The organism is Arthrobacter sp. Ha26 (assembly GCF_059091705.1).
Genome location: NZ_JBNHGX010000001.1, coordinates 496,488 through 523,071, shown reverse-complemented (window position 1 = coordinate 523,071; position 26,584 = coordinate 496,488). Strand labels below are relative to the sequence as shown.

Genomic DNA, 26,584 nt, shown 5'->3' with positions numbered 1-26,584 from the left:
AGAAGTCGAAGTCTCTCGGTGGTCCGCGTCAATGTGTCCCCATAACTCTAATAGTTACCACACCTGATCCGTTGAGCGCGGCCAGTGGTTGAGCCCGCCGAAACCGAAACAAAAGAAGGTGGGCGTCCTCCGCTTTCAGGAGAACACCCACCTTTCTTTGGTGCGTGTAGGGAACTGCGGTTATGCAGCTACCTCGGCCTTAGCCCGGCGGCGAACAACCACTACGGAAGTTGCACCCGCAGCGAGAGCGCCGGCACCAACCAGAGTCCAGAGAACCAGACCCGAGTCGGCACCAGTGTTGGCAAGGCCCGAGCCGGTGTTAGCCAGCGCAGCGCCGCCAGCGTTACCACCGGTGTTTGCCAGGGAAGCCGCCACAGTGACGGTGACGGGACCAACCGTGATGCCGGAGGTATTACCCGTGGCGGTGAGGCTGTAGGTGCCGGCTTCGCTGATGGAGATCGGCAGTGAGAAGGCGCCCTGAGCGTCGGCAACTGCCGAGAGCGTCTGGGGAGCCTGAAAGACGGGAATCTTTGCGACAACAGAGCGGCCCAAGGCTGCACCGTTGGAAGCGGGAGCCTGTCCCGGTGTGACGGTGATGGTGAGCCCTTCGCCGGCGAGGAAACCCTGACCGCGGAAAACGAAGGTTTCGCCTGGGCCAACAGTGCCGTCGGAAACGGCAGCCTGAGGCGGAAGTGCTGGGTAGGTGGCTGCAACGGCAGGTGACCCAATAAGGGCGAGCGAGCCGGCAAGTGCAAGTGCTGCGAGTGTTTTCTTCATGTGTCCCCCCGGAGACGATAAGTATTAATGTACCCGATTTTGGGGCGTATTCCCCTCCGCACGAGACCTTGTGCAGAACTACGGATAGATATCCCAAAGAAGACGCTACCATCTGCTATGGCTTGTGAGCAATCTCAATCCAATCGGTTTACATAGTGTTAACGCGATGTATATGCGTGCTAGCCGCATACCGCGTTCTCTGTAGGCAAAGCCACATCTTTTACATCCTGAACGGTTGGCGTGACAACCAGGTTAGGTTCCGAGTGCTGAACAATTTTCCCGAAGGTGAATTCCACCGTCTTGCTTTCTCCAGGCGCCAACTGCACGGCCAAGACGCCGACCGGCCTGTCGCTGTGCTGGTAGGGGGCAAATTCCGTTCTCTGACCATCCAACTTGGCGGTTTCCATATTTGCCTGGACCGGCCCGTAGGCCACGATGTTGGTGCGTATAGAACCGGGGGGCACACCATATTTCCCGGCTCCCGTCACATACGCTGGCAGCGCTATAGCAGCGTCTGCAGGAGCAGTGTTCGTATTCGTGACGCGCACGGTAGTCTGCTCGTATCCGTCCTTGGGGCATTCCTTGATTAGTCGAACTGTGCGCTTTACGTAGTAATCCATCTTCGCACCGGTACCATCATTGAAGTAGACACCAAACTGGGCTGGTTGGACGCTCGGACCGGCTATAGAACCACTTAGCGGGTACTTCGAAATTACGGCTTGCTCGTTCTTATTGGCCGCCCAAAGCAATATGCGACCTTCCTGCGTACCGCGCCCGATCGCATTTATGAGTCCCTTGGCATCACCGCCGCCATTCGATAGAACTGCAAACACCTCTTGAGCCACGCCTGCGAAGTATGCGTCCTGAAGGTTTGGTTGCTCGATCTTGGAGTAGACGTCCGAGAGTAGTGTCTGGACGACGTTGTTTACGTTCAGCTCGGTTGGTAATCCTTGGCCAGTCACTGGAAGTGACTCAGCGCTGTTGACTTGCACGGGTCCGGTGGCCTCCAGAAGGTAGCTTAGTGCGACCGGATCAATCGAAATCACACCGTCTACGCGTTGGCCTGTCTTCTTCTCCCACATAGCTTGGGCAATGCTGGCCGTAGTGGGGAAGTCAGGTGTCAGATTGACGTCCTGCATGTATTTGCCTAGACGTGCAGAATATATTTGCTCCTGAGATGAATCAACCGGTAAAACGGGAGTCATCGTTCCAAATTCTCCTGCGCTGCTTTGAACTCCCAAAGTCAGTTTGCCTTTATCCATGTTCAGTACTGCAAGAGCTCCAGGGATTCCACCAGAGGCCCGCACCTCCGCACTGTTTTGTATCATCAGCAAGTAAGTCCGCGGTGATTCGGCCCCCACCATCTCGGGCAAAATCATCGCCGCATTGGCTGCTGAGTCCAGACTTGCGCGTACGGAGGCGAGCCGTTCCCGCGCTTCCAGCAGAGGCGCGGCAACCTGAGGGATGACGCCGTCAGCATCAAGTGCATCGAGGCGATCGGATGACTGGCCGATTGCGTCGGACGCAGACCGGACTGTCGGCGCCACCTTGGCGATTTCGCCCACACGGATCTCGCCGCCCGCGGGAGCGAGTGTTTTCCAATCTAGTGACTCAGAAACTTGCACGAGAGGTGCCGCGCCGAGAGTAGTGACATCGTCGACAGTCTTGGCCAACTCATTTACAACCCGAAAATTGTTTCCTATCCATGGTAAAGTACCGGCCAAAACCCAAGCCGGGTCAGCCGCGGCACGCCTAGCATTCGACGTGTGATTCGTAATCGCATCCATGGTTTCGGCAGCAGCCGCGCCGTCGCCTTGAACCAAATTCTCCTTGAGTAGCGGAACCATGCCATTTGCCAGTTGGAGCTGTTCCTTTATTATCGACGCTCGTGACCCCAGCCAGCCGGAAGCAGTTGCGGTGACGGCCACTAGGATGGCGATCCAGATGAAGGCAGTCAGCAGCCGATGACGGAGGTGAGATCTCTGTCCCCGTCCGGATTCGGACCCATCGCTTTTTTTACGGTCAGTGCCGCGCTCCTTGACTTCGCTCATAGGAGCCCAAGTCCTTTCCGGGGGATGTATATAGGCAGCACTCGCATCAGTATGCGCCCGTGCTGAGAAAGACTGCGCGGAAGGTCCGCAAGATAATTACAAGATCACCAGCCAACGACCAGTTCTCTACGTAGTAAAGGTCAAGGCGAACAGAGTCTTGCCAAGACAAGTTAGATCGACCGCTTATCTGCCACAAACCCGTCAAACCTGGTTTCACCAGCAGGCGGCGACGAACGTCCTGTTCGTAAGCCTCGACTTCCTGCGGCAATGGCGGACGAGGACCGACCAAACTCATGGATCCTGCCAAGATATTGAGTAGCTGAGGGAGCTCGTCCAGGCTGTACTTTCTCAAAAGTGCACCGATGCGTGTTACGCGCGGGTCATTTCGCATCTTGAACAGAACTCCGGCGCCTTCATTGTGTTCCGCGAGCCCGGAGAGCATGTCTTCGGCGTCAACCACCATTGAGCGGAACTTGAGCATGCCAAAGCGTTTGCCCTCGATTCCAACTCTTTCTTGTTTGAAAAGGACGGGACCGTGACTTTCTAACTTCACGAGCACAGCAATCACAATCATAAGTGGGGCCAGGACAGCAATCATCAGCGAGGACACCACTAGGTCCGTTAGACGTTTGGCGACTCGCTGGCCGCCTTCCAGTGTAGGTGTCGTCACGTGGATAAGCGGGAGTCCAGCAACCTGTTGTGTATGTATGCGCGGTCCTGCTATGTCGGTAAGCGCGGGAGCCATGATGAGGCCGACATTCCTAGCTGCAAGCTCCCAACCCAAGTGACGAAGTGTTTGAGGATGCAATTGGACCCCAGCGGAAATGGCGACCGCGTCTGCGCGGCACAGCTCAATACATTCCAGAATAGATTTCGTTTCTGGCCTGGACCCCAAAATGGGTAGGCCCGACTCGGACTCAATGTCTGGACAGTCGTGTGACCCCGGTGCGTACGCAGCAACGGGTAGGTAGCCAGCGTGCTTGGCACTCTCCAGTGACGCTGCGAGATGGGCAATAGCGCTTGGTCCTCCTAACAGCAAGAGACGCGACATGCTCCCACCTCGTTGCCGCTCGATGTTTAGGTGCTGCCGAAGAAGCCATCTTGCAAGCAACAGTCCGCCGAGCCCTACTGGGAGTGCGATACCGACGTAGCCCCGTGCGGTGTCGACGCGGAGCAGGTAAGAAATGATGGCTACCAACCCGAATAGCCAGAGCGATGCCGCCGCCACTCGTTTGTATTCATCGGGCCCCGCGCCAAGGATGCGGCTTTGTCTGCTGTTCCAAGCGCCAAGCATCAGCCACCATGCGACAGATAGCGACAGAGACAATATTGCGTAATTAAGCTCCTGACCAGACACCACGAAATCAGGTTCGAGTCCAAACCGCACGATATAGGCGCCGACGACTGCCCAGGCTACGACAAAAGCATCGACACACCTCAGCTGACGGGACGCCCGTAGGCGCCAGTTCGCGTCCGCCCTCAACGGAGTCCCCCATTCACTTAGATTTAACCCACGGGCGCCATTAGACGGTGCGTGGTCTAGCGCCGAACGGCCGACACATTCGCTCGATACCAGTCGACAGTCTCTCGGATGCCGTCAGAAAGACTGATGGCCGCGGTCCATCCAACATCGCTTAGTGTCGATACATCTAGGAGTTTACGAGGCGTTCCATCGGGCTTGCTCGAGTCCCACTCGATAGTCCCGCTGTAGCCCACAGCGTCCGCTACTATGGACGCCAACTCTTTGATCGTGACATCACTGCCCGTGCCTACATTGACTTGTGAAGGCCCGTCGTAGTTTTCAAGCAGATGCAAACACGCGGCCGCCATGTCGTCGACATGCAGGAATTCACGTCGAGGCGATCCGGACCCCCAATTTGTAACCGTGGTTGCGCCTGACCTTACTGCATCGTCGTACCGCCGAATCAGTGCGGGCAGGACGTGTGAACCTGTAGACGAAAAATTATCGCCAGGTCCGTAGAGATTGGTGGGCATCGCCGAAATCCAAGGGAGGCCGTACTGGCGGCGAATCGCTTGAACGTGCATAATGCCGGCAATTTTTGCAATAGCGTAGGCGTCATTTGTGGGTTCTAGGTGCCCTGTAAGAAGAGAATCCTCCCGGATTGGTTGCGCGGCGAACTTCGGATAGATGCACGAGGAACCCAGGAACAACAGCCTTTCAACTCCGTGCTCCCTTGCCGCGTCCAGGACGTTGACCTGAATCCTGAGATTTTCACTCAGAAAGTCCACCGGATAGGTGTTGTTGGCCATGATGCCACCGACTTTGGCTGCAGCGAGTGCAACGTAGCGAGGCTTCGTAGAAGAAAAAAAGTCAAAAACGGCATCGCGGTTCCTCAGGTCCAACTCGGCGGAAGTGCGTCCCACTAGCTCAGTGAAACCCGCAGCCTTCAACTGTCGCCATAGCGCGGATCCTACTAGGCCACGGTGTCCTGCAACGTAAAAGGTCGACGAGCGATCTAAGGGAGTTGCTCTAAACTCGATACCATCATGCATTCTATTTCGTCCAACTTTCCAACGAAACGGTGTCAATCCAATGGTTGCCGGCATGTTTAAGAGCTTCAATGTCAGCGTCTACCATGATGCGGGCCAACTCAGGAGTGTGGATTGATGCTTTCCACCCGAGCTTTTCCTGAGCTTTAGAGGCATCGCCCACCAAGGCATCCACTTCCGTGGGCCTCAAGTATCGCTCATCAAAACGCACATGATTTTCCCAGTTCAACCCGGCATGTTCGAAGGAAATTTGCAGGAAGTCTCGGACCGTGTAATTACCGCCCGTGGCTAAAACAAAATCTTCAGGTTCGTCCGCTTGGAGCATCCTCCACATTCCTTCGACATACTCTGCTGCATAACCCCAATCTCGAACGGCGTCCAGGTTGCCCATATAGAGTAAATCTTGTTTGCCTGCCTTTATGGCGGCCACCGCACGAGTGATTTTTCTTGTAACGAAGGTCTCACCGCGCCTCGGCGACTCATGGTTGAACAGGATGCCATTCACCGCGAAGAGTCCGTAGGCCTCGCGGTAGTTCTTGGTAATCCAGTAGCTGTAAACCTTCGCTGCGCCGTATGGGGAGCGAGGATAGAAAGGCGTCTCTTCGTCTTGCGGAGGAGGCGTTGCCCCAAACATCTCTGAGGATGACGCTTGGTAGAACTTCGTCTCTATTCCGGACAGCCTAACTGCTTCTAGTAGCCGGATTGAGCCGACACCTGTCGTGTCCGCAGTGTGCTCTGGTTCGTCGAACGAGACGCGAACGTGGGACTGCGCGGCAAGGTTGTATACCTCGTCGGGCCGTATTTCAGCTATAAGAGTTACGAGGCGAGCGCCATCGCTGAGGTCGCCGTAATGGAGATAGAGCTTAGCCTTGGGGTCATGCGGGTCTACATACAGGTGGTCGATTCGTGCTGTATTGAACGTAGATGCCCGGCGTATAAGGCCATGGACTTCGTAACCCTTGCTCAACAATAGTTCTGCTAAGTAGGAGCCGTCCTGGCCTGTAATGCCGGTAATAAGAGCGCGCTTGGTCAAGGTTCCCCCAGTACGAAAAAGGGGCACGTCTCAACGCTAAATGCGGCACACTGCCCCTTAGCTAGTGTTTCACACTTACTATAACCGTTCTTTGTAACGTCTTGGGAATGGGACCTGTCTGCTGGGGTGGCATTCCGTCGTGAAGTATCTGAGGGTTGGTTGCACCGCAACTCAAGGCCCATTTGCGACTGCTACAAAGTTGCCTACCGGAGGCTAGCTTTCAAGCCTATGAGGAGGCTGCCCCAGCACTCGACGATCTGCGCATTCGTACGCCATTCAAGCCGTCGGGCGAACAACAAGTTTTCCAACGTCTGTGCTGTCTCGACCGTTACGATCCCCAGCACTTGCCCGGCGTCCAAATCGAAAGGGTGTCATCCGGGTTGGTACCGTTTCCGATTCACAAAAACAGGAAGATCCTCTTGGTCGACAATAACGTCAGATCATGCGCTCGAGAATAGCCTCTGTGGTGTTTTTCCAAGTCGCGCCGATTGCCGCTTCGCGCCCGAGGTGACCCATACGCCTAAGGCCTTCAGGGTCCCCATGAGCGTCCAATAGTGCTTGAGCCACAGCTTCCGCTGTTAATTCCTTGACGATGAAGCCGCTATTTCCATGAGCTGCAAACTCGGGAAATGCCCCCCGCGATGCCCCTAGGAGGGCCATGCCAGCTAGTTGGGCTTCTCGATATACAAGACCATATGGCTCGTTTCTAGCTGGCATCGCAAACAAGGGAGCCTTTTGGTACAGCGAAATCAAGTCGTCGGCAGGCAAACTGCTGTATAGATGGAGCCCTGGGGCTTGCCTTACAGAATTAGGAGGAACAACTAGGTGTAAGGATAGATCCGGCCGTGAACGCCGCGCTACTTTGAAACCCTCCAGTAATAGGTCGATACCTTTATCGTAATGACGAACTTTGGCGACGCACAAAGTGACGCCGCTTGTATAGTCCTTCTCGCCGAAATATGGCTTAATCAGATTGCCGACACCCGTGCCCACGACAGTCACATTTTCAGGGCGAGCACCGTCCATAATGAGTTCATTCTTGGCCCACTCTGACGTCGTAAAGACGTGTCCTACTCGATTCAGCAAGGCGGCATACCGACGACCAATTTTCTGAGTCAGAGCTACACTCAACCCCCTCGACTGTGCCCACGACGTCCAACCACAGTCTCTAAAAAGGAAGTCTTTCCGGTCCACTCGAGCCGGGTCCAGCCATAGATGGTCCGTGTGCAAAAAGGGAATGTCCGGATGCGCTTCTCGCCGTATTGCATACTGAGCTACGTTTTTACGAAATGAGGGACCGTAGTAGTGCCTGAATCGCCGTGCACCCACCCCATGGCGGAGAATCGATGGCAGGTAGAGCATGTTGTCTAACTGTTGGGAATATTGTCCAGAGAAAGTGACTACTGACTTGCCCAGGGCTTCCGCAGCATTTACCAAAGCTTTTGGAGTACCACTCCAAGTTTTCCCGTCCCGAGGGTCACCGGCGGCAGTTATGCCAATCTGCTCCGTCAAAGCTTTTGACCGTTCTTGATAGCCTCAAGGTCGGCCAGCCAGTCGTTGACCATGGCTAATTCGGCGTCATCGACAACCTCGATTTTCCGCAACGCCAAGTAGCACGTCCTTAGATTACTACCCGCCTCGGCGGGATTCGAATCGAGTTCGAGCCCTGAAAGGACCTTGAATATCTCATCATTGCGCTCGTATCCCACCACCTCCTGAAGGAAATCTCGGTGAAGGTCGTGCGCGTTCCTCTCCTGATAAACGCCTCGACCGTGGTATGCGACGTGACTGTCCATCGCCCAAAGGCAGATTTGCGCGACAAAGGACCGCCAGATGTCGGTCATGCGGAAGCTCACATTACTTGGCAGATACATCAACGGAAACGCTTCTTCAAACCAGATGGTGCACTGTGAATTGAAAGGGACTGCTGTGCCCTTGTCGAGAATAAGCGAGCGGTCATAAAACTTGTGGTCATCGCGACCTACGGTGAGGCGGTAAATTGCATCAACATCGGGGTCGCCAGCCGCGAGAAACTGATGAACACCTATTTTTCGGCGCGCCGTGGGCAAATTTTCCCAACGCGGCAGGTCACCCGCTATTTCCCCTAGAGGCAGCCCTCGTGGCCAGATTTTCGCTTCGGTGAAGAAGGAGTATACGTTGGCCCAGCCATCGGTTGACAGGACGGGCGCCTCGAGGTGGTCGACCGGCGCCTCGTAGGGCCAACCCTGGGGGAAGTTGTCGTCATCAGTTTCCGCCAATATGGTGGCACCGTTTGAAATGGCTGCGAGGTAACCCAGATTCTTTCGGCAGTAATGATTCTGTGGAAGTGACGCGGCCAGACGCCCTCGCGATGCCTTCTGATCAGTCATAGACATGAACTTGGTATCAGGCGCCTGCCAGTCCGTGGGTGTCTTGGCATCGCCAACGACTATTAGCGGCCAATCGTGGCTTCTGCCAGCCAGCTCAAGCACAGCTGGCGTTGGGCCATTGATCGTTGTTAGGACCATAGCTTGACGGTTCATATTTTGTCACTTCCCATAAAAACACTGACTGTCGCTGCGAATGTAGCGAGGTTTCTTCCACATCTTAGCTACGCCTGCTGCGAATGAAGAATTCGGATGGTTTTTGTCACAAGTTCCAAGAATAAAGTTACCGAGCCAGGCGACATTGCGTACCAGTCGACTCTCGTGAACTCTTTTTGGTACTGACGCCTCCGCGGTGCGCAGGGTCTTGAGCTGGCAGCAGGAATCCCCCCACGTGCAATGTGAGGGTCGCAAAAGACTGAGTGACCTATCCCAATACGTTAACGGCAAGTGAATATTCAGGCTGTGCTCGAGGGCACTTGTTTCAGGTCATGAACAAGCCGAGCTAAGAACGCTGACCTCTGTACTGGAGCAGATCTCAAAACTTCTGCTAGTGTCATCGAAATTACACGGCCCGAACACCGTCTCCCGGGGGCCTGAGGGCGAACCATGCGCCTGCCAGGATAAGAACTGCTTGTCCGAGCTGGAGAGAAAAGAACATCAAGCCTAAGTCGCCCGCGCTTGCTAAGGCAAGGGCTAAGACGGTGATAATACCCGTGACCAAGCGCACTGCGGCAACAATGGAATAGGCTCCACGAACGCGGACCTGCGCGAGCAGTGGCGCTCCCAGAGAGAACACGACTACCGAGGCAACGGCCACCAGTAGAGTCCGGTATTCCGGCACAGCAGATATGCCGAATGCAATTGAAATAATTTGCGAGCCAAATGCAGAAACGACCACTGTGGCTGATAAGGAGACGGTCAGAATCAGGGTCCAAAAGGCCCTGAGGGTGGATCCATGCGATGCAGAGTCTGATCGCGCGAGTGCTGGTGTCAAGCTAATAGTTAGGCCGGTAAAGACCAGAGAAACAGGGGAAAGGAGTGCCGTAATGGCCCTTACCGACGCAACCTCAGTAAGGTTTCCATTGTGGCTGATGATAAATAGGCCGACGTGTGCCACAAGGATGATCCCAGCCGAGTCCAAGGCGAGGCTTTTCCCCTTTGGTAGCAGGTTCTGCATAAACCAAGACCAAGCCCCGGACTTGACTGTCGGTAAGCCTCCGGTTCGGAATATCAAAATAATATAGCCAATGAGACCTCCTGCCAACCAATACCACGTCAGAGCTACCCATCTGTCTTGGCTGAAGTTCGCGTCGACTAACCCAGTACCGGCGACAACAAGGAGCACAGCAAGAGAGCCGGCCAAGGCAGTACCAGGACGTCCTTCCGCGTAAGCCCTGATACGTGCGAATTCAAACAGGCTTAGGACCAGAATCAATAGAGGCATCAGGTACCATTGGATGCTCATGGGGAAGAATGCAACGGCGATGATACCACTGACCGTGCAACCAATTAGCGCAAATGTCAACGAAATGGTGCCGTAAAAGTGTCTTGATCCGGTGTCGTCAATGGCCATGTATGGTTCGGCTAGGAGCGCCCGCATAAGAATGAGACTCGAGAAATAAAGTGCTCCTACAAGGGCAAACGAACCCAAGCTGTTGACGCCGCCCTGCGCGGCATAAAGTGTTAGTAAAAGGTTTGTAATTGCTATAGAGGACTGATCAACTATTCCAGCCAATCCGCTCTTCAACGGGTTTCGCCGTCGAATCATGTGCGACTCTCTAATCGGTCTATGACGGGATAGATTTGATCCTTCCCGTGGAAGATGGCCGCTGGGTTGCCTCTGGCTATACACCCTGCGGGGACATCCCGCACCACTACGGCTCCCGCTCCGATTGAAGCCCCCCGACCTATAGTGATACCACCCAACAGGATTGCCCCAGCGCCAATTTCTACGTCGTCGCAAATTACGGGGGACGGCCCGCCATGTTGCGCACTACCGATGGTCACACCATGCCGAAGCGTTACGTTGCGGCCTAGTGTGGCCCCATCGTTAATTACCAACCCAATCCCATGGTATAGCCTAAGCCCAGGACCTACTTTGGTTTTGGGCCGAAGTTCGATTCCAAGAAGCCATTCGACCGCGATTCGATAAAGGATCACGATAGGGCACAGGATAAGGGCTTTGGGCCGGCTTCCTGTCCGAGCCCAGTGCGCAAGACGAAATAGGGTTAGGGCAAGCTGCGCCTTCGGATCGCGGGGGTTAGCGGCAATGTCACTTAACGCCAATGTGAATGCGGAGCGGATTGAAGAGTCAGAAGGGTTTGAGAATTTCACGCCAGCTCCTTTCATAAGTCTCTCTTGAGAAGCGGTCGGCGTACAAGGCTCGGCATTTGTCCGATAGGACGGACCACTCTTGGTCATCGGTCAGGAGCTCGAGCACGCGCTCCGCTAAGGCGTCGATATCTCCGGGGTCCGTTAGCCAGCCCGTTTCTCCCGCGACGATGCAATCTGCGATGGCACCAGCACGATAGGCGAGAATTGGTGTCCCGGTCAGCAAAGCTTCAATGATCGTTAGAGGCTGCGCTTCAAAGCGATATGTGCTCGGAAATACAAGCGCAGTGGCTTCACTAAGGGCTCGCCATTTTTCGGCGCCATAGAGCGGGCCCGGCATCGAAAGCCGATTGCTTAGGCCCAACTCTTGAACCAAGAGCCGTAATTCAGCCAAGAAATCCTCGTCCGTACTAGCACCGATGAGACTAAACTTGGCATCTGTCACAGGCATCAGCTTTTTGGCCATAAGAATAAAGTCTCTGGCACCCTTCTCAGGAAGCAAGTTCGACATGAAGACTACGTGTCCCCCCGATGGTGGCGTGCGGTGTTTACACCCGTCAGTCGCATTGTGGACAGTATTAGCAACAAACGAGAACTCGCTTCTTGGCGCGAACTTGGCCGCATCGGAGTATAAATGCGGCGAAAGGGTCACAATTTTCGCGCAGTTTCGAAGTAGGCGTTGGATGAGCATCTTCCAGAAGGGCGACTTTGCCGCCAACGCTCCAAACCCCAACGTATGCAAGTACGCTATTGTAGGGATTTTAAAGGCCGCAAGTGTTTCGGAGAGAACCCAATCTATAATCAGGGAACCAGGTCGCGTAGTGACGAAAAATACGCACACATCAGGTCTGCCTCTTACGATAGAACCGATCAAGCGTAGGAGCAGCCCAAAAGCACTCCAGATCTTTCCTAACGATGGCTTACCGACCTGTGTCATATTCACGCTAAATCGTCGATCCACGAGGTTCGTTGTGTAGCCGAGTCGCTCAAGCGCCTCTAGGAATACCTGCGTCATAACGGTGGATCCATGGACCGGTGGGGGGAGTTGGCTAATTACGAGGACCTGGGGGAGGGCTTTGGAGCTCGTGTTATGTGGTTCGCTCGACATTATGCCTCCGCAAGCCCCCGATGTTTCCAGCAGGACTTCAAAAATAAGAGGTTGCCAACAAGATAGCGTCGCCACAGCCGGCGTGGTTCGGACACGAAGCGGAAAACCCATTCCAGCCCGGCATTGCGCATCCAGGCAGGAGCAGCAGGCTTGGTGCCCGCAGTAAAGTCGAAGGCAGCCCCAACTGCAATGGCAAGTACGGCTGTTGTCGATGCAATGCGGGCTGCTTCGAAGTCTTGTCGGGGGGTTCCGAGACCAACCCATACGATCTGGGCGCCGCTACGTTCTATTCGGTCGTCTTGTTCAGTCAATTCATCTGGGTTAAGCGGCCGGAATGGAGGTGAATATTTTCCCACTATTAGCGCCTCAGGGAACCGTCGCCGTAGTTTGGATTCCAGCTTCTCTAAGACGTCAGGTGTGGATCCCAGAAGGAAGTGCCGCAACTGGTGTTGTTGGCCCTTTTGGATAACTCTCTCAAAGGTGTCTGGCCCTCGCACTTGGTTAACCCGAGGATTGTGGTCCAGGAAGCGAGAAATCCAAGATATCGGTTTCCCGTCAGCGAAGGTAATTCCTCCAGAGTTTAATAATTCTTGGTAGGTTCTATCGGAATCGGCCAAGGAGACCGTATAGGCGTTGGCGAAGAAGATGGGGAGACCTTGTCGTTTCACGCCTGCAGCAAGCTCAACGATCCTGTCGACAGCCTCAGAGGGCGATGACACCCAAAACCGGACGGCACCTATTTGCTTAGTAATAATTTCCATGGATCTCATTTCGAAAATGTACCTCTGAAAAGCTGCTTCACACGGCACCTTGGTCCGACCGCATATTTGACAACGGGGACCGATCCGTTAGTTGATCAACCATGCGGCGGGGGAGCTGACCATCGCCTGTGAGCTAAGCCGCTGATAGTCACAGGAGCACGCCCAAAGTGTGCCCTGGCGTTGCTGATAAGTGAAGCTCTGAAGCCTTCAGTATGCGTTTCGTGCCTTTGGTTCAGTTGTTAGCGTCCGCGGGCATCACACATAGCCAATTGGCGCCTAGTTTTCCGGGCGTACTGGGCTTATGTGAGCCTTCTCCCGCTCCGTCCCGTAGATAATTTGGTTGAACTCATCAGGCCCAGCATCACTCGGAGTGCGGTCTCTAGGGGTTCGCAGTTTCTTTTGTGACGGTTTCGCTGAAGATTTCTCGTCATGGCCGTAATATGAGTAGGAATATGCGTCGGGACCCTTGCTTGGAAGCCGGTTCAATACGACTCCTAGTAGGTTTGAGCCCACCATTGCAAGTGCCCCAAGGGACTTTTCCAAATCATGGTGTCGCAACTTTTCCGATCCAACCACCACGACTACTCCGCCGACGTGCTGAGACAGAACCGCCGCGTCGGTAACCGGCAGTAGCGGCGGCGCATCAATGACCACGGTGTCAAAGGCACTTTCTAGTCCGGTAATTAATTGTTTCATTTCCTCAGAACTAAGCAACTCACTCGGATTAGGGGGAATTTGGCCCGAAGTTAGAACGTAGAGGTTGTGCTCGCCCCAGGGTTGGAGGATGTCGTTGACATCGCCCCGTCCCACCAAAGCGGTTGTGAGTCCCACACTCCGGTCTAGTCCCAAGTACTCATTGATCATTGGTCGTCGGAGATCGGCGTCGACAAGGCACACAGTCTCTCCAGCCTGCGCTAGAGCTATTGCTAGGTTTGTGGCCGTTGTACTTTTGCCTTCTCCAGGTACCGAAGATGTTATAAGTATTGTCTTTGCGTGACCCGAGACGTTGGCGAATTGAAGGTTAGTTCGAAACTGCCGGAAGGACTCCGCGCGGGGACTTTGCGACGCCGTTTGCGTTAGCAAGGGCTTTCGGGTCGCATCCTGATCGAACGAGATTCCGCCCAGAAGTGGAGCATCTGTTACTCGCCGCAGATCGGCTTCTCCGCGAATGCGGTTGTCGAGGGTGCTCCGAAGGATTGCACCGCCAACACCAAGGGCAATGCCTCCCAGAAAACCGACGAGCAAGTTCAGCTCGACATTAGGTGCGGACGGGCTAGTGGGGGCGGTTGCTGGTTTGATGATTGACAGATTGACGGGCGAGGAACCGCCTCCCGATTGAGGCTTTTCGAGTGTATCCACGGCCTTTATTAAGCTGTTTGCTACGGCTTGGGCGAGCGCGGCAGCTTGAATCGGAGACTCATCCTTAACGGAGATTTCGATTAGGACCGTGTTCAGCTCGGATTTGGCTTCGACCCGCTTCGCCAATATGTCGACAGGAGTTGCTAGCCCCAACGCGTCGATGGCTGGCTGCAAGACCAAAGGAGACGCAACGGTCTTGACGTATGACAGGACACGAGCTTGAGTAAATGTATTGCCCTGCTGAAGTTCTGTGACCGTGCCCGAACTCTGGATTGCAACAAACAGTTGCGTTTCGGCCGTGTAGGTCGGTTTGCTGAGTAGCGAGGCACCTCCGCCAACGAGAAGGCCAGCCAACGAAACGGCGACAATTAATCTCCAGCTATGTCGAATGATGCGTAAATAGTCGCGTAAATCCAAGCCCGGGTCCCCCTGAGTCGAGTGCTGAGGCTGCCATTCCTGTCAGCGGCCAGAACTAGTATGGCCTTGCATGAGAATTGTACCTGTCTTCAGTTCTGGACAACTCCAGGCGCAGGCATCCGCTAACACCGTAATGGTCAGGTAGAGGGTGGTTTCGAACTTGGTTAGAGTAACGCGCGTGTTGGCCCTTGTGGAACTGCACTCTAGCCCAGCCCTATTCCACTCGGAGGTCTTCACACACTGGGTTGCTGAGGGCTCGGATTTGTACACCGACGATCGTGGCACCCGAACACCCTCGGTCATCAGAAGATGGCCGCCGGTGTTGCGGCGGCTTTCAGGGGCGAGGCTCGCGGGCTAGACGCGCTGCGACACCTTAATGCGAGAAGAACGGGCAGGATTGGGCTCTCTGGGCAACAGAACCGTCCTGTTGGCCATGGTGTGGGGGGGCATGTGAAGGCGATCTTCTTGGAAACATGGAGATCAACAAGTCAGGGCACGGTCCCATAGCCGGGACACGGCGCGGTGGGTAGGCGCGTACTCGGCCAGCCTGCTTGCGTAGCGGGCCACCAGTCGGTGATCAGCCAGCACAGCACCCGAACTGTCGCCTGTGGACTCACTAAAGAACGAGACGGCCAATGAATCGTTGGCATCAATGGTGCGTTTCCTCAGGCAGTTCGAGGTAGAGGCGGAACTGTCGATGCCACCGCGCTGGTGGAACTATGCGAGGGACTCGAGACAGGAAGCTCCCAGGTCCCGGCCGTGCTCGCGTTCATCGCCCGCTTTGTGACCGCGGGACTCAGGAAGTACCCGGAGCAGAACACACGCATCGAAACCTCAGGCGACGGCTCCCGGGAGATTGTCGGGTTCCACGGTATCACCTCGGAATCGCCGCCCTGACCGACAGCGGCCTAGTAGTGCCGTCGGTCCGGTCTGCCGAAAAGCTGACTGCCCGCGAACTGGACGCAGAGATCCGGCGGCTCACCGACGTTGCCGGGCAGGGTAAAGCCGCGCCGGCTGAACTCGGCAGCGGGACGTTCACGCTCAACAACTATGGCGTGTTCGGCGTGGACGGGTCCGCGGCGATCATCAACCATCCGGAGGTGGCCATCCTGGGCGTTGGCCGGATCATCGTGGTGAACGGCGAGCTAGCCGACCGGAAAGTCACCGAGCTGACGCTCACCTTTGACCACCGGGTCTGCGACGGGGGACGGCGGCCGGGTTCGTGCGGTTTGTGGCGGACGCCATCGAAAAGCCCGGCTCGCTTTTAGCGGAGATCTGACACCAACTCCGGTTATGACGCGCGGAGCCTAGAAAGCGGGCCAGCGCCGCCGTTGTTGCCACCGGAATCCGCTGACCATCAGCCATTGTTCTCTGCACCGCTGCGGACTTCGCATCTGCCGGGCACTGTCGGCTCAACGTCCACCCACATCCTCGTCTGCTTGCCGGATTTATGTGCCGGATACTCATACTGCTCTACCCGCTGCCCTGAAGCGGATGCGGATGATCAAGCAAATATGTCCGCCCTTTGACCTGACGTCGAGGGCGCTTCCTTGTTGGCCTATGATCAAGGACGGTGTGGCAAAGGCGTTCTGGGAGGCCTATGTGCAAGATGTGAATGTGAGCATCACCGGGCGTCTTGCTTGGGCCGACGTCATCAAGGGTGTGTGCATCGTGTTTGTCGTCGCTGTACATGTGACCAACAAGCACTTCCTACTTATACCCGCGCCTGAGCCTATACATGCCGTCTGGAATGCGCTGGGGCGTGGCCTCAATCCCGTGCGCATGCCCTTGTTCTTCCTGGTCTCCGGACTGCTTGCGTCGCGTGCCGTCCTAAGGCCGTGGCGGAGCGTTTGGAGGGGGAAGATTGCGCAACCCTACTACGTCTATGCACTCTGGCTGGGACTCTCCGCCTGTGCCTACTGGGCGCTGGGTGTCCACGTTGATGGAGACAGCGCGGCGAGCCTTACGGGCGTGCTGGGCGCCCTCGCCTTTCCGGCGTCCAGCCTGTGGTACCTGTACGCGTTGGCCGCTTACTTTGTCCTCGCCAAGCTGTCTACCGCGCTGCCCAGAGTTGCTGGTGTTGGGTTCGCCTTGATGCTGGCATTCGTAGCTTCACTCTGGCCGTTGACCGTTCAGTTGGGGGTCGTTGGAAACTTTGTATTTTTCTTTGCCGGCGCCTATTTTCCCGACGCGGTCAGGGCAGTAGCCGCAAGGGCAAGTCTCACTCGTGCGATGCTGGCCTGTGGCGCCTACCTGGGGGTGGTCGGGGTTTACGTTCTGAACCTGAGCGCTATTCCCGGGGTGCGGCCCCTTGCAGCCGCCGTGGCCGTGTGGGCGGGTGTGACTGTCCTGGCATTCCTCGCGAGGTTCCACGCTTTCACAAAGGTGTGGGGGTACGTAGGCAGGAACACTCTGCCCATTTACCTTCTTCACTTGCCGCTACTTGCGTTGATGGAGAGGCTCGTCGCATGGGACTTCACAGGTGGATGGGTCGCCGCGGCCTTCGCCGCAGCATATCCGTTACTGCTCGTCGCTTCCCTCGTGGGGGCAGCGCTTTGTCTAAGTAGTCTGCTCCAACGAGGCGGCTTCGGGTGGCTGTTTTCCCTATCAAACTCCTCGTCTAGAATTCGACGAACGGGGGAGCCTCTGCAGACGACTTCTGGCGATTCTCGCGGTAGAACCTTGGAGCCCTGATAACGGGACGTTCAAAGCCCTAAACTCGGCCCACCGTTCGCCGCTGCAAATGGCGATATGCCGCTGGTAGGGTCCTCTTGGCGTCGTAGCAGCCTGCACCGATGTCCTCAGATCGTTCCTGCGCTGCACTCAGGCCCCATAGAGAACCAATCAGGAGTACGGAGAAGACGCTGATAGTGATGTTGTCCGTCACCGCTCCAAACAGCATCACGAGTGTGGCCAATAGTGCTGACATGTGAGTCGCAGAACCTGCCTGACTCTTTGTGCCGAGAAGTCTCCTGATCGACTGACGAAATGTAACTAGCATCGCTGATCCCCAGAAGACCATGCCAAGGATCCCTGTGTCGGCAAGTATTCTTAGGTATTCGTTGTGTGGGTGAGAGCTCAACACGGAGTAGATCTGCGTGACCAAAATTTGGGATGACCCGGGGCCGTGTCCGAGCCAGGGCGCCGTCTGCCAGTATTCGTAAGTAGTTGCCCAGAGGTTAGCGCGGCCAGACGCGTTGATCTGGACGCCGCCCACGGTGAACCCATCGCCAACGACGAAGCGCTCGGCGAGGAACGGTAGGTTTGTAACCGCCCACCATGTTGCGATGCCGACGACGGTTGCCATGATGATCACGCGGAAGATTACCCGCGCAGTACCGGGCGATTTTCCCCTAAACGGCCTCAGCGATATTGCCACGACAATTAGGACCGCTGCTATGGCTAGTGGTGTCCGCGATTCAGAAAGTGCGATTCCGGCCGTGATGATTGCCACTGGTACCCAGCTTTTTCGGAATATGACGACCCACGGAAGAACGAGGCATAGCCCGATGAGCCCGAGCCAACCAGCGCCACGAGCAGAGTAAGGGAGACCTGCGCTGCCCGGACCATCAACCACCGTCGCCGCAAGGTAGATCAGGCTCGCAAGAACAACCGCGTTCCTCCAGAAGGGGTACGCACGTTCAAGCGTCCCGCTCGTGGCCCGGGCTGCGACAGCAACAGCAGATGCTGGGAGTATGAACCAGACAAGCCAATTTTGAAGGCCCTCGACGCTTGGATCTACTGCTAGCCGAAAGAGAGCCCATGCCACAAATAGCCACATCGCTATCGGGACTACGCCTGCTGCGAAGGAGGACGGGCGCGATGTTGCTGAGCCGAGAATGAGGATGGCGCAGAGTCCAGCAATGGCTATCGTGGCAGGCCCCTGAACCCCAAATTTAGTATTCAGGGTGTCCTGGACCACTAGGAATGCCATGGCGATTGCCAAAATAACTGGAAGTCGCGCCTTGGTCTGTTCCCCTGAGGTCATCCCGATAGATTATCAGGAGCCATGAAGATGGAATTTCACGACTTCTTTTCGAATAGCAGTGGTTCCCTGACCGGTACTATTGGGCAAGTACGATCATATGGGGGATACCTTGACTAACTCGACCCTGGCTACGGCTGTGACCAAAACCAACCGGTTTCGCTCCTTGGATGGACTCAGAGGCGTTGCGGCAATTATCGTGCTCTGCAACCACTCGATGGTCACGTCCCCGACTTTAGCCAACGCAATTGAGGAACGCGGGAGGGCGTCAGATTTCAGTGCAGGGTGGTGGCTGACTTACACCCCCTTGCACTTGTTCTGGGCCGGGACCGAGGCTGTCTTTGTGTTCTTCATACTCAGTGGTTTCGTCCTCAGCGGCCCCACGCAAAGACCCGGGTTTTCTTGGGTCGCTTACTATCGTCAGAGATTGCCGCGCCTGTACCTGCCAGTATGGGCATCGTTGCTCTTCGCGGCACTCGTGATTACGCTCGTACCTCGCGCGCCTATCGAAGGAGCCAGTTGGTGGACTAACGTGCACCAGGCAGTCACGTTGTCTGATGGGCTCATGGATGCGACGCTCATGGGAACGATAAGTGTACTCAATTCCCCCATTTGGTCCTTGCAGTGGGAAGTTTGGTTTTCACTGTTACTGCCTATCTACCTTGTCGCCGCACGACGGGCCCACAGCACCCGGACCGGCACCGTCGTATTCATCATTGCGGTATTTGTACTAATGGGTACGTTCGCTTTCACCGACTTGGATGCCTTCAGGTTCCTCCCGATATTCGCCCTTGGTGTCCTTATGTTTTTGCATAAAGACCGGATCCTTGCAGCGGCGAAAATGGCAGACCAGGTCCGCGGCGCCTGGCCCCTGCTATTGACGTTCTCGATAGTCCTGCTTACGTCCCACTGGATGCTGCAGGCAGTGGAGTTTGTGCCTTCATTTTTGGTGTCGGCATCACGGCTGGCCCAAGTCGCAGGGGCCGCTGTGATCGTCGTCGTAGCGTTGTGCTGGCTTCCGGCGCGGGCGTTTCTGGAAGCAAGGCCGGTTCAGTGGTTGGGCGGCCGGTCATTCAGTTTGTACCTCATCCATGACCCGATAGTCTCCAGCAGCGCGTTCCTCCTAGGAGGAACATCCTCGCCTTTGCTCGTTCTGGTTACCGCCTTACCGATCTCTCTGGTTGTTTCAGAGATATTCTTCAGGGCTATCGAAGGCCCAAGCCATAAGCTCTCAAGATGGCTTGGACCTTCCAACATGAACTCCGCGGCTGTTGTTTAGTCAGTACGTTGGGTGTGAACAGGGCTTCCCTGACGATTTCTCGCCGCTGGTGTGCGCTGCCGCATGCGGGGCGCATCACGATCATTAATCCTTGGCTCGGTCGCCTTCCTTGCGTTTACGTCCTTCTTGCGCAGGGTGACTCCGTAGCCTAACAGCTTCGTCGTGACCTGGGCACAGACTACCGAGATGGTGCATAGCACTTCCGGCTGGCTGCAAAATGTAATCCGCTCGAGGTCTAGTCGGCCCCAACCACGACGCCTGGTTTCGAGGAGGTCCGTCAACGCTCTGCACCACATCCAGACCCGGCCGCGATAGCAGAACGCGAATCCGTTCATGCTGACGTTCACACCGCCGGGGTCAAGGACGTGGGCTTTGCCCGTCGGGCTGGTCGAGATAGAAGATTCCTTGCATGGTTCCGGCGTTGGATGAGACGTTGGCGACGCAGTAGTAGATGCCCGTGGCCGCGTCAACCGCCCAGCAATAGGTGTTATTGAGGTACATTTCACCCTAAATCACACCATTCTGTGCGCCCACGGTGGCCAGTGCCTGCTTGTCAGGATCAGGGAATTGGGCGGGCTGACCGATGCAACGTAGGTGTCTGCGGGCAGGTTGCCGTTCCCTGCTGCGAGGTGACCGTCCTGGTCAGGCACGGTGAACTCGCTCGTTGAGGACCTGTGTCGAGTCCTGCCGGGAGCCCAGCCTGGTCGGCTTATTCGAGCTTGTCTCGCGTCCTGCAGGGGATGTCGTGATGGAGAGTTCCTTGCCCCCAGCGCGCGGTCCCCTTGTCCTGTCCATAACCATGACGGTGCCGCGGCGGGTCGCCATACTCCGCTACAATGACCCGTTCATCGTGGCCCCAGCTGGATACCTGCAAAAGTGGCAGAACGCGGGTCCGGGAGCACGGATGTTGACGTGGTTTGTGTTGGCGGGGACATACAGGTAGCGTCCTCCCTAATTTGACATGGGGAAATGCTACTGACCAAACGGAGGTTTGTATGGCCCTGGCCGACTATGCCTTGGCGCTCTGTGCGCTGCTGGGCACGCTGTTGATCCCCTTTCTTGTCCTGCTCCAGACGCTGCGGCTGAAGCGCCGCGCCGTCCGGGGCGCCGCACACCCCACCGCACCCCGAGGTAGTCACCGCTAGCATGCCGTACGTTGACATTAACCCCCATAAACGCCGGCCCAAGTGGCAGGGCTACGCTGTCCTCGCGCTTCTTCTGATCCTCACCGCAGCCGTGGTGGCGGCCGCGCTCACCCGCATCTGACCCGGGCTTTTCAACCTAGCCCCTAGACTTACTGTTTGAACCAGTGCTGCAAAAACTCTTTGCCGAACGTCCTGGGGGGACATAAATGCCCGATCCGGCGGATCAGAACGCACGCGCCCATGCAGAGGAAGAAGGGCAGCCGCGACTGCGCCGACGCCGCGACCTCCGTCGCGTCGACGGTGAGCTGGCGGATGCCCGGACAGGAACCATGCCAGCTGTAACACCCAACCCCTCCGTCCAGCCCGACGCAGGCAATCTGCCAACACGCCGGACCTCCTGGGCAGAGGCAGCAGCCGCCGCGGACGCCGCCCAGCCAGCAGCCCCCAACCGGCCGCCGGTATCAGCGCAGCAAGTTTCACGAGACATCATCTCCTCCGCCCGCGCTGCGGCCGACGTGACACCCGCGCAGGCCCCGTCCGCCGCTCCCGCGGAAACGCCTGTTTTCCGGCGAGCCCGCCCGACAGTCGCGGACACAATCGCCGAAAGCCCCATGCCGGACTTCATCAGCTCTCCAGGGCTGTTCGTCAAAGAACAGAAGCCGCGGCCTGTCGGCGGGTTCCGCGGTGCCCTTTACAACCTGACCGGGGGCGCTTGGAACCTGGGACCCGGTTCAAAGCAGCGTCAGGAAGACGAGCTAGCAAAACGCATCTCCCGTCAGCTCCAGGGCAGCTACAACACCGCGGTACTCAGCCTCAAGGGCGGCATCGGAAAAACCTCCACCACGGTGGGGGTGGGTCTGACTCTCGCTGAATACCGTGGCGACGCCCCGTGCGCCATCGACGCCAACCCGGACTCCGGTGACTTGGTCGAGCGGGCCCTGGGCGAGGGGATCTACCAGCAGGCCAGCCCGCGCACCATCACCGACCTGCTCAAGAACATCGAGTCAGTCGACTCGCTCACCGCCCTGGCCCGGTACATGCACCATGCGGGCCGGCTGCACCTGATAGCGGGGGAGCAGGATCCCGAGGTCTCAGACTCGCTCACCGCCGCCGAGTACCTGCGCATCCGAAAGCTCATCTCCAGCTACTACTCCGTCGCGCTGACAGACTGCGGCACCGGCGTGACACACAACGCCATGAGCGGGATCCTGCAGTCCGCGGACAACCTCGTAATCGCCGCCGGCTACGCCGTCAGTGGTGCGAAGCGCGCCCGCAGCACCCTTCACTGGCTGGCCAGCCACGGTTACGAGGACTTGGCCCGGAACGCCATTGTGGTGATCACCGACAAAGACGAAGTCTCCTCCCGGGTGGACAAGGACGCCATCGAGGAACACCTCTCCGGCATATGCCGTGAACTGATCGCTGTTCCGCACGATCGTGGCGTGGCTGATGGCGACCTCGTTACGCTCGATGTGCTTAAGCCGGAAACCCGGCGCGCGTACAAGGAAATTGCGGCGGCAATCGTGGACGGGTACCGGTAGGAGCTGAACGCTGCTCGGGCTTCCTACGCAAACGGCTCCCCAACGACTTGGTCGTTGAGGAGCCGTGTTGTTGTCGGGCGCTAGAAACCCGAGCTGGAACCATTGACGTTGCCGGTCCCCAGCGAGTTCCCCGCCAAGTCCGTGAGGCCCGAAGCTGGAGTGTAGGAGGGCGTGCCCGGCGCCACCGAGGTGTTCGGTGCTCCTTGGCCGGTAGGTGCCTTCCCCAGTTGGATGACCAGTGTTTTGGTTGTTGCATCCCAGGTCAGGGTGGACACGGTGCCGCTGGCTCCAAAGACGGCGGATGTTGCCCCCACGTAATCCCCTCCGAGCAAGACGGTTCCGATGTTCGGTGCCGTGCAGGTGCTGCCCGAGAAGCTGATGGTGTCGTTGGTGGCAGCGGCTCCATTCGTGATGGTGACGGTCCCGCTAAGCGCTGCGGACCCGTTCCAGCCGGGGCAGAACTTCGCCGGATCCATCGCCTCCGAATAGGTGATGGTCACCGTGTCACGGGCATCGGGAGTCCCCGCCTTGGCCCCGCCGGTTCCGTTCGCCAGGGCCAAGCCTGTGGCTGTCGGCGCCACGGTGTCCTTCATATTCGGCCCGGTGGCCGTCGTTGTGGTGCTGTTGCCGGCGGGATCGGTGGTGGCGGCGGTGTAGGTGACGTTGCCGTCACCCAGCGTGGACAGATTGAGGCTGGCGCCCCATGACCCGCCGGACGGCGTGGCCTGGGTAGTAACGCTCTTGAGCGCGGCGTCCCTGGCTGTGACATTGACTGCCGTGCCTGAATCCGTGCTGCCGCTGACCGGGATGGAGCTGGCTGTGGTGCTGTTGGCGTACGTCGGTGCGGTGATGGTGAGCGCGGGCGCCACGGTGTCCTTGGTGTTGGTGGTGCCGCTGGCTGCGCCGGTGTTTCCCGCCGTGTCCCGCACAGTCACGGTGTAGGTGACGGTTCCCTGGTTGAGGGCACTCAGGTTCAGGTTGAGGGACCACGCGCCGGTCCCGGATGCAGTGGCCGTGCCCGTGACCGTGTTGGCGGGCACGCCGTCGGCGGCCGAAACCGTCACAGTTCCGCCGGCTTCCGCGGTGCCGGAGACCGGAACTGCCGCGGCGTTCGCGATGTTCACGTACGCCGGCACGCTCAGGCCCTGGGCCGCAGCGGGAGCTGCGGTGTCCTTGGTGTTCGTAGCCGTGGTGGCTGTGCCGGTGTTGCCGGCGGCGTCAGCGGCGCTGGCAGTGTAGTTGATGGTCCCCTGCTTGAAACTGCTCAGGTCCAGGCTGGCGGACCAGGTTCCCGTGCCCGAGGCGGTGGCCGTAACCGTCACCGAATGCGGGGTGCCTGTGCCCGTGTCTGCGGCTTTAAGGGTGACTTTGGCGCCGGCTTCCGCTGTGCCCGTGACGGGGACCGCGGCAACGTTGGCGGAGTTTACGTAGCCGGGGACGCTGAGCCCCGGCGCCGCCGGTGCGGCGCTGTCGATCCGCACGGTCTGGGTTTGAGCCGTCCCCGCGTTGCCGGCGTTGTCGGTGGCGAAGTAGGACACCGTATGGGTTCCGTCCCCGCTGACGGGGACGCTGGCGACGGCGCCGCTCACGGTCTGCTGCGCGCCGCCGTCGACAGCGTATTTGATGGAGGCAACGCCGGAGCCTGCCGCGCCGTCATCGGCCGTGATGGTCACGGTGACGGGGCTGCTGTTGTTCCACCCTGCAGCGTTGGGGGTGGGGGAGATGGCCGAGACCGCGGCTACCGGCGCCGTGGAGTCGCTGCTGATGCCGGTGCTGCGCGGGCTTTCCGCGCCGCTCCAGAGAGAGATGGTGGGGGTGACCGTGTAGTACCAGATGCCGCCGGGCACGTTCTGTTCAGTGCAGGAAAGGGTAGTGACGGTCCCGGTGCAGCCACCGGTGGCCGGTGTTCCGGTGCCGCCCGTGGCGGCGGAGTACCGGGTGATGCGGTACCCGCTCGCGAGGCGCCCGTTGACGGTGGTTCCGCCTGCCCAGGTGACGTTGAGGGACGCCCCACTCGCAGTGACGGCCGGCTGGGATCCCGGCGACAGGGTGTCGGCGGCGGTGGCCGCGTTGTTGCTGCTGGTGGTGGAGGCCCAGAAGCCGTAGGCCGCAGTGGCCGTGCCCAGCAGGAGCAGGAGCGCGGTGATAATCCACGCCAGCCGTGCCGGGAGGAGACGGCGGAGGCCCTGCGGCGTTTTCCGGATGGCGAGGCTGCTCATTTGCGCACCTCCGCCGTGACGGGAAGGCGGAAGGTGGCGCCCTGGCAGGCTGCAAGTGAAGTGGTGTCCATGGCGGCCGATCCGGGAAGGGTGAGCAGGGTTGACGAGTTCGCGGCAATAACGGTCGCCGGGGCCAGCGGTGCGGCGGTTCCGGTGAAAGTAACCCCAGTGGTGGTGCAGCCGGAATGAGCCGAATCCGCGGTGGCCGCACCGTTGGGGGAGACCCTGTAAACCTGCACGGCGTAGGAGTTGGGGTTCGTGATCCGCAGGACGACGTCGGCAGTACCGCCCGGAACGAGCGTAGCCCGCGGGCTGTCCCCGGCCACAAGCGCATCCACGGAGATGGCCTGCATGGTGCCGGCGGCGGCGGATCCGCTGCCTGTGCCCGCGCTGCTCCAATAGGCGTAAGCGGTTCCGGCTCCTGCGGCAATCAGTGTTGTGGCGAGGGCGGCTGCCTTGAGCCCGCGTTTGGCGCGGGCCGTCCTGGCGGTGGTGGTCATCTCAGTTCCCCTGTCCTGATCCTGAGTATGTGAGCTGAAGGGTTGCGCCTTTGCAGCCGTCCTGGTTCGCGGAGGAATCGAGCATCCCCACTTGGGGCCACGCCGACGGGGCGATGCGGGCTCCGGAAAGGGAACTGGTGCCGGTGGGAACGGCCAGCGGGTACGGGCCGCTGTACTGCGTGACCTTGAAGTCAGCGGGCGTGCAGGGGAGGTTCCTGGCCGCGGCGTCCGCGCTCCTGGTGACTCCGGCAACGGCGACCGAGACATTGGTCAGGGACAACGGCTTGGTGTTGGGGTTGTTGATCTGCAGGTCCAGGCCGGCGGATGTTCCGGGGGAGAGCGATCCGGGGACGTTTCCTGACAGGACGAACTGCTTGATGGTGGAGTCCAGGACCAGCTGGACGTTCGCGTAGGCGTACTGCGACTTGCCGGCGGAGTCCTTCCCCGTGCCCACCAGGTACAGGTTGTAGCTTCCGGTCGGGGAAGCGGCTGTTGTTGTGACCTGCAGGGTGGTGGAGTTGCCGGTGGCGGGGTTGGGCGAGAACTGCGCTGTGGCCCCGGCGGGCAGTCCGCCCAGGACGCTGAAGCTGACCGGGCTGGAAAAGTTGTTCCGGGTCAGCTGGACCGTATAGACGGCAGTGGCGCCCGGCGGGACGCTGAGGGAATCCGGGGTGGCCGTCATGGAGAAGGCGGAGGACAACTTGTAGTTGACGGTGAGGCTGGCGGTAACGCTGCCGGAAATCTTGCCGCTGGTGCCGGTGATGGTCAGGGAGCTGGTCCCCGCCGGGGTGGTCGCGGCGGTGGTGACGTTCAGCGTGGTGGCTGACTTGGCGCCAGAGGTGAGGGTGACGGACGACGGCGTGAAGGCACCTGCTGCTCCTGCCGGCAGTCCTGCAGTGGTCAGGTTGACCGCGCCGCTGAAGCCTCCGGTGGAGGTTATTGTCACCGTGTATGCCGCGGACTGTCCCTGCTGGACAGACTGGCTGGCCGGGGAGACCTGGACGGTGATGCCCGGCTTTGTGCCCTGCGACGCCGCGAACAGCGCCCCCGCGCTGGCCAGCATCACGGCAACCCCGATCAGCGCCACTCTTATGGCTGTCCGCAAACGATGCCGCGGGTGTCCGTCCTTGGTGTGCACCCCGTGCCCCTTCCCATTTGGTGCAAATGACGGCGGACCGGGGACGGGGTTTTCACCCATCCC

At 58.3% G+C, this 26,584-nt stretch carries 19 protein-coding genes and 1 pseudogene; 4 read left to right on the top strand and 16 right to left on the bottom strand.

The features are described from left to right. Positions 1–180 precede the first annotated feature (180 nt). The 12 genes from AC5RVY_RS02430 to AC5RVY_RS02375 form a co-directional block, all read right to left on the bottom strand. The gene (locus AC5RVY_RS02430) at positions 181–777 is read right to left on the bottom strand and encodes an LPXTG cell wall anchor domain-containing protein (protein ID WP_493953099.1); all 597 of its coding nucleotides are present in this window, start codon (positions 775–777) and stop codon (positions 181–183) included. 179 nt (positions 778–956) lie between these two features. After that, entirely contained in the window at positions 957–2,828 is a 1,872-nt protein-coding gene (locus tag AC5RVY_RS02425; protein WP_493953098.1) for a DUF4012 domain-containing protein, read from the bottom strand. Between the two features lie 46 nt (positions 2,829–2,874). After that, a complete protein-coding gene (locus tag AC5RVY_RS02420; protein ID WP_493953097.1) occupies positions 2,875–4,311 on the bottom strand; it encodes a sugar transferase in 1,437 nt (478 codons plus the stop codon). A gap of 56 nt (positions 4,312–4,367) precedes the next feature. Continuing rightward, positions 4,368–5,342, bottom strand: a complete 975-nt coding sequence (locus AC5RVY_RS02415) for a GDP-L-fucose synthase family protein (RefSeq protein WP_493953096.1) — start codon at positions 5,340–5,342, stop codon at positions 4,368–4,370. A 1-nt stretch (position 5,343) separates the two neighbouring features. Continuing rightward, positions 5,344–6,372, bottom strand: a complete 1,029-nt coding sequence (gene gmd / locus AC5RVY_RS02410; protein ID WP_493953095.1) for a GDP-mannose 4,6-dehydratase — start codon at positions 6,370–6,372, stop codon at positions 5,344–5,346. Between the two features lie 435 nt (positions 6,373–6,807). Beyond that, a complete protein-coding gene (locus AC5RVY_RS02405; RefSeq protein WP_493953094.1) occupies positions 6,808–7,398 on the bottom strand; it encodes a glycosyltransferase family 4 protein in 591 nt (196 codons plus the stop codon). Between the two features lie 482 nt (positions 7,399–7,880). Continuing rightward, on the bottom strand, positions 7,881–8,741 hold the full coding sequence (locus tag AC5RVY_RS02400; protein ID WP_493953093.1) for an STELLO glycosyltransferase family protein: 861 nt from the start codon (positions 8,739–8,741) through the stop codon (positions 7,881–7,883). 559 nt (positions 8,742–9,300) lie between these two features. Next, on the bottom strand, positions 9,301–10,311 hold the full coding sequence (locus AC5RVY_RS02395; RefSeq protein WP_493953092.1) for a hypothetical protein: 1,011 nt from the start codon (positions 10,309–10,311) through the stop codon (positions 9,301–9,303). A gap of 191 nt (positions 10,312–10,502) precedes the next feature. Beyond that, complete coding sequence (locus tag AC5RVY_RS02390) at positions 10,503–11,087, bottom strand: serine O-acetyltransferase (RefSeq protein ID WP_493953091.1); 585 nt, start codon at positions 11,085–11,087, stop codon at positions 10,503–10,505. Next, positions 11,050–12,084, bottom strand: coding sequence for a glycosyltransferase family 4 protein (locus AC5RVY_RS02385; protein ID WP_493953090.1), 1,035 nt, complete (start codon positions 12,082–12,084; stop codon positions 11,050–11,052). The genes AC5RVY_RS02390 and AC5RVY_RS02385 overlap by 38 nt, the downstream gene beginning before the upstream one ends. A 92-nt stretch (positions 12,085–12,176) precedes the next feature. Further along, entirely contained in the window at positions 12,177–12,938 is a 762-nt protein-coding gene (locus AC5RVY_RS02380) for a WecB/TagA/CpsF family glycosyltransferase (RefSeq protein WP_493953089.1), read from the bottom strand. Positions 12,939–13,214: 276 nt separating this feature from the next. Continuing rightward, complete coding sequence (locus AC5RVY_RS02375) at positions 13,215–14,714, bottom strand: tyrosine-protein kinase domain-containing protein (protein ID WP_493953088.1); 1,500 nt, start codon at positions 14,712–14,714, stop codon at positions 13,215–13,217. Between the two features lie 693 nt (positions 14,715–15,407). On the opposite strand from AC5RVY_RS02375, the pseudogene AC5RVY_RS02370 reads away from it, so the two are divergent. After that, a pseudogene (locus AC5RVY_RS02370) lies at positions 15,408–15,993 on the top strand (2-oxo acid dehydrogenase subunit E2); the annotation flags it as partial. Positions 15,994–16,274: 281 nt separating this feature from the next. Next, on the top strand, positions 16,275–17,408 hold the full coding sequence (locus AC5RVY_RS02365) for an acyltransferase family protein (RefSeq protein WP_493953087.1): 1,134 nt from the start codon (positions 16,275–16,277) through the stop codon (positions 17,406–17,408). A gap of 19 nt (positions 17,409–17,427) precedes the next feature. Here AC5RVY_RS02365 and AC5RVY_RS02360 read toward each other — a convergent pair whose 3' ends face one another. Continuing rightward, complete coding sequence (locus tag AC5RVY_RS02360) at positions 17,428–18,702, bottom strand: O-antigen ligase family protein (protein ID WP_493953086.1); 1,275 nt, start codon at positions 18,700–18,702, stop codon at positions 17,428–17,430. A gap of 97 nt (positions 18,703–18,799) precedes the next feature. Between AC5RVY_RS02360 and AC5RVY_RS02355 the strand changes: the two genes are divergently transcribed. Beyond that, positions 18,800–19,978 (top strand): acyltransferase family protein, encoded by a 1,179-nt coding sequence (locus tag AC5RVY_RS02355; RefSeq protein ID WP_493953085.1) that lies wholly within the window; start codon positions 18,800–18,802, stop codon positions 19,976–19,978. Between the two features lie 1,474 nt (positions 19,979–21,452). Further along, positions 21,453–22,664: a MinD/ParA family ATP-binding protein gene (locus AC5RVY_RS02350; RefSeq protein WP_493953084.1), complete on the top strand. Its 1,212-nt coding sequence runs from the start codon at positions 21,453–21,455 to the stop codon at positions 22,662–22,664. Between the two features lie 80 nt (positions 22,665–22,744). On the opposite strand, the gene AC5RVY_RS02345 is transcribed toward AC5RVY_RS02350, so the two are convergent. The 3 genes from AC5RVY_RS02345 to AC5RVY_RS02335 are packed head-to-tail and all read right to left on the bottom strand — an operon-like array spanning position 22,745 to position 26,521. Further along, the gene (locus AC5RVY_RS02345; RefSeq protein WP_493953083.1) at positions 22,745–24,883 is read right to left on the bottom strand and encodes a beta strand repeat-containing protein; all 2,139 of its coding nucleotides are present in this window, start codon (positions 24,881–24,883) and stop codon (positions 22,745–22,747) included. Further along, on the bottom strand, positions 24,880–25,383 hold the full coding sequence (locus tag AC5RVY_RS02340) for a hypothetical protein (RefSeq protein ID WP_493953082.1): 504 nt from the start codon (positions 25,381–25,383) through the stop codon (positions 24,880–24,882). Before AC5RVY_RS02340 ends, AC5RVY_RS02345 begins: the two co-directional genes overlap by 4 nt. 1 nt (position 25,384) lies before the next feature. Further along, entirely contained in the window at positions 25,385–26,521 is a 1,137-nt protein-coding gene (locus tag AC5RVY_RS02335) for a COG1470 family protein (RefSeq protein WP_493953081.1), read from the bottom strand. Positions 26,522–26,584: the final 63 nt, after the last annotated feature.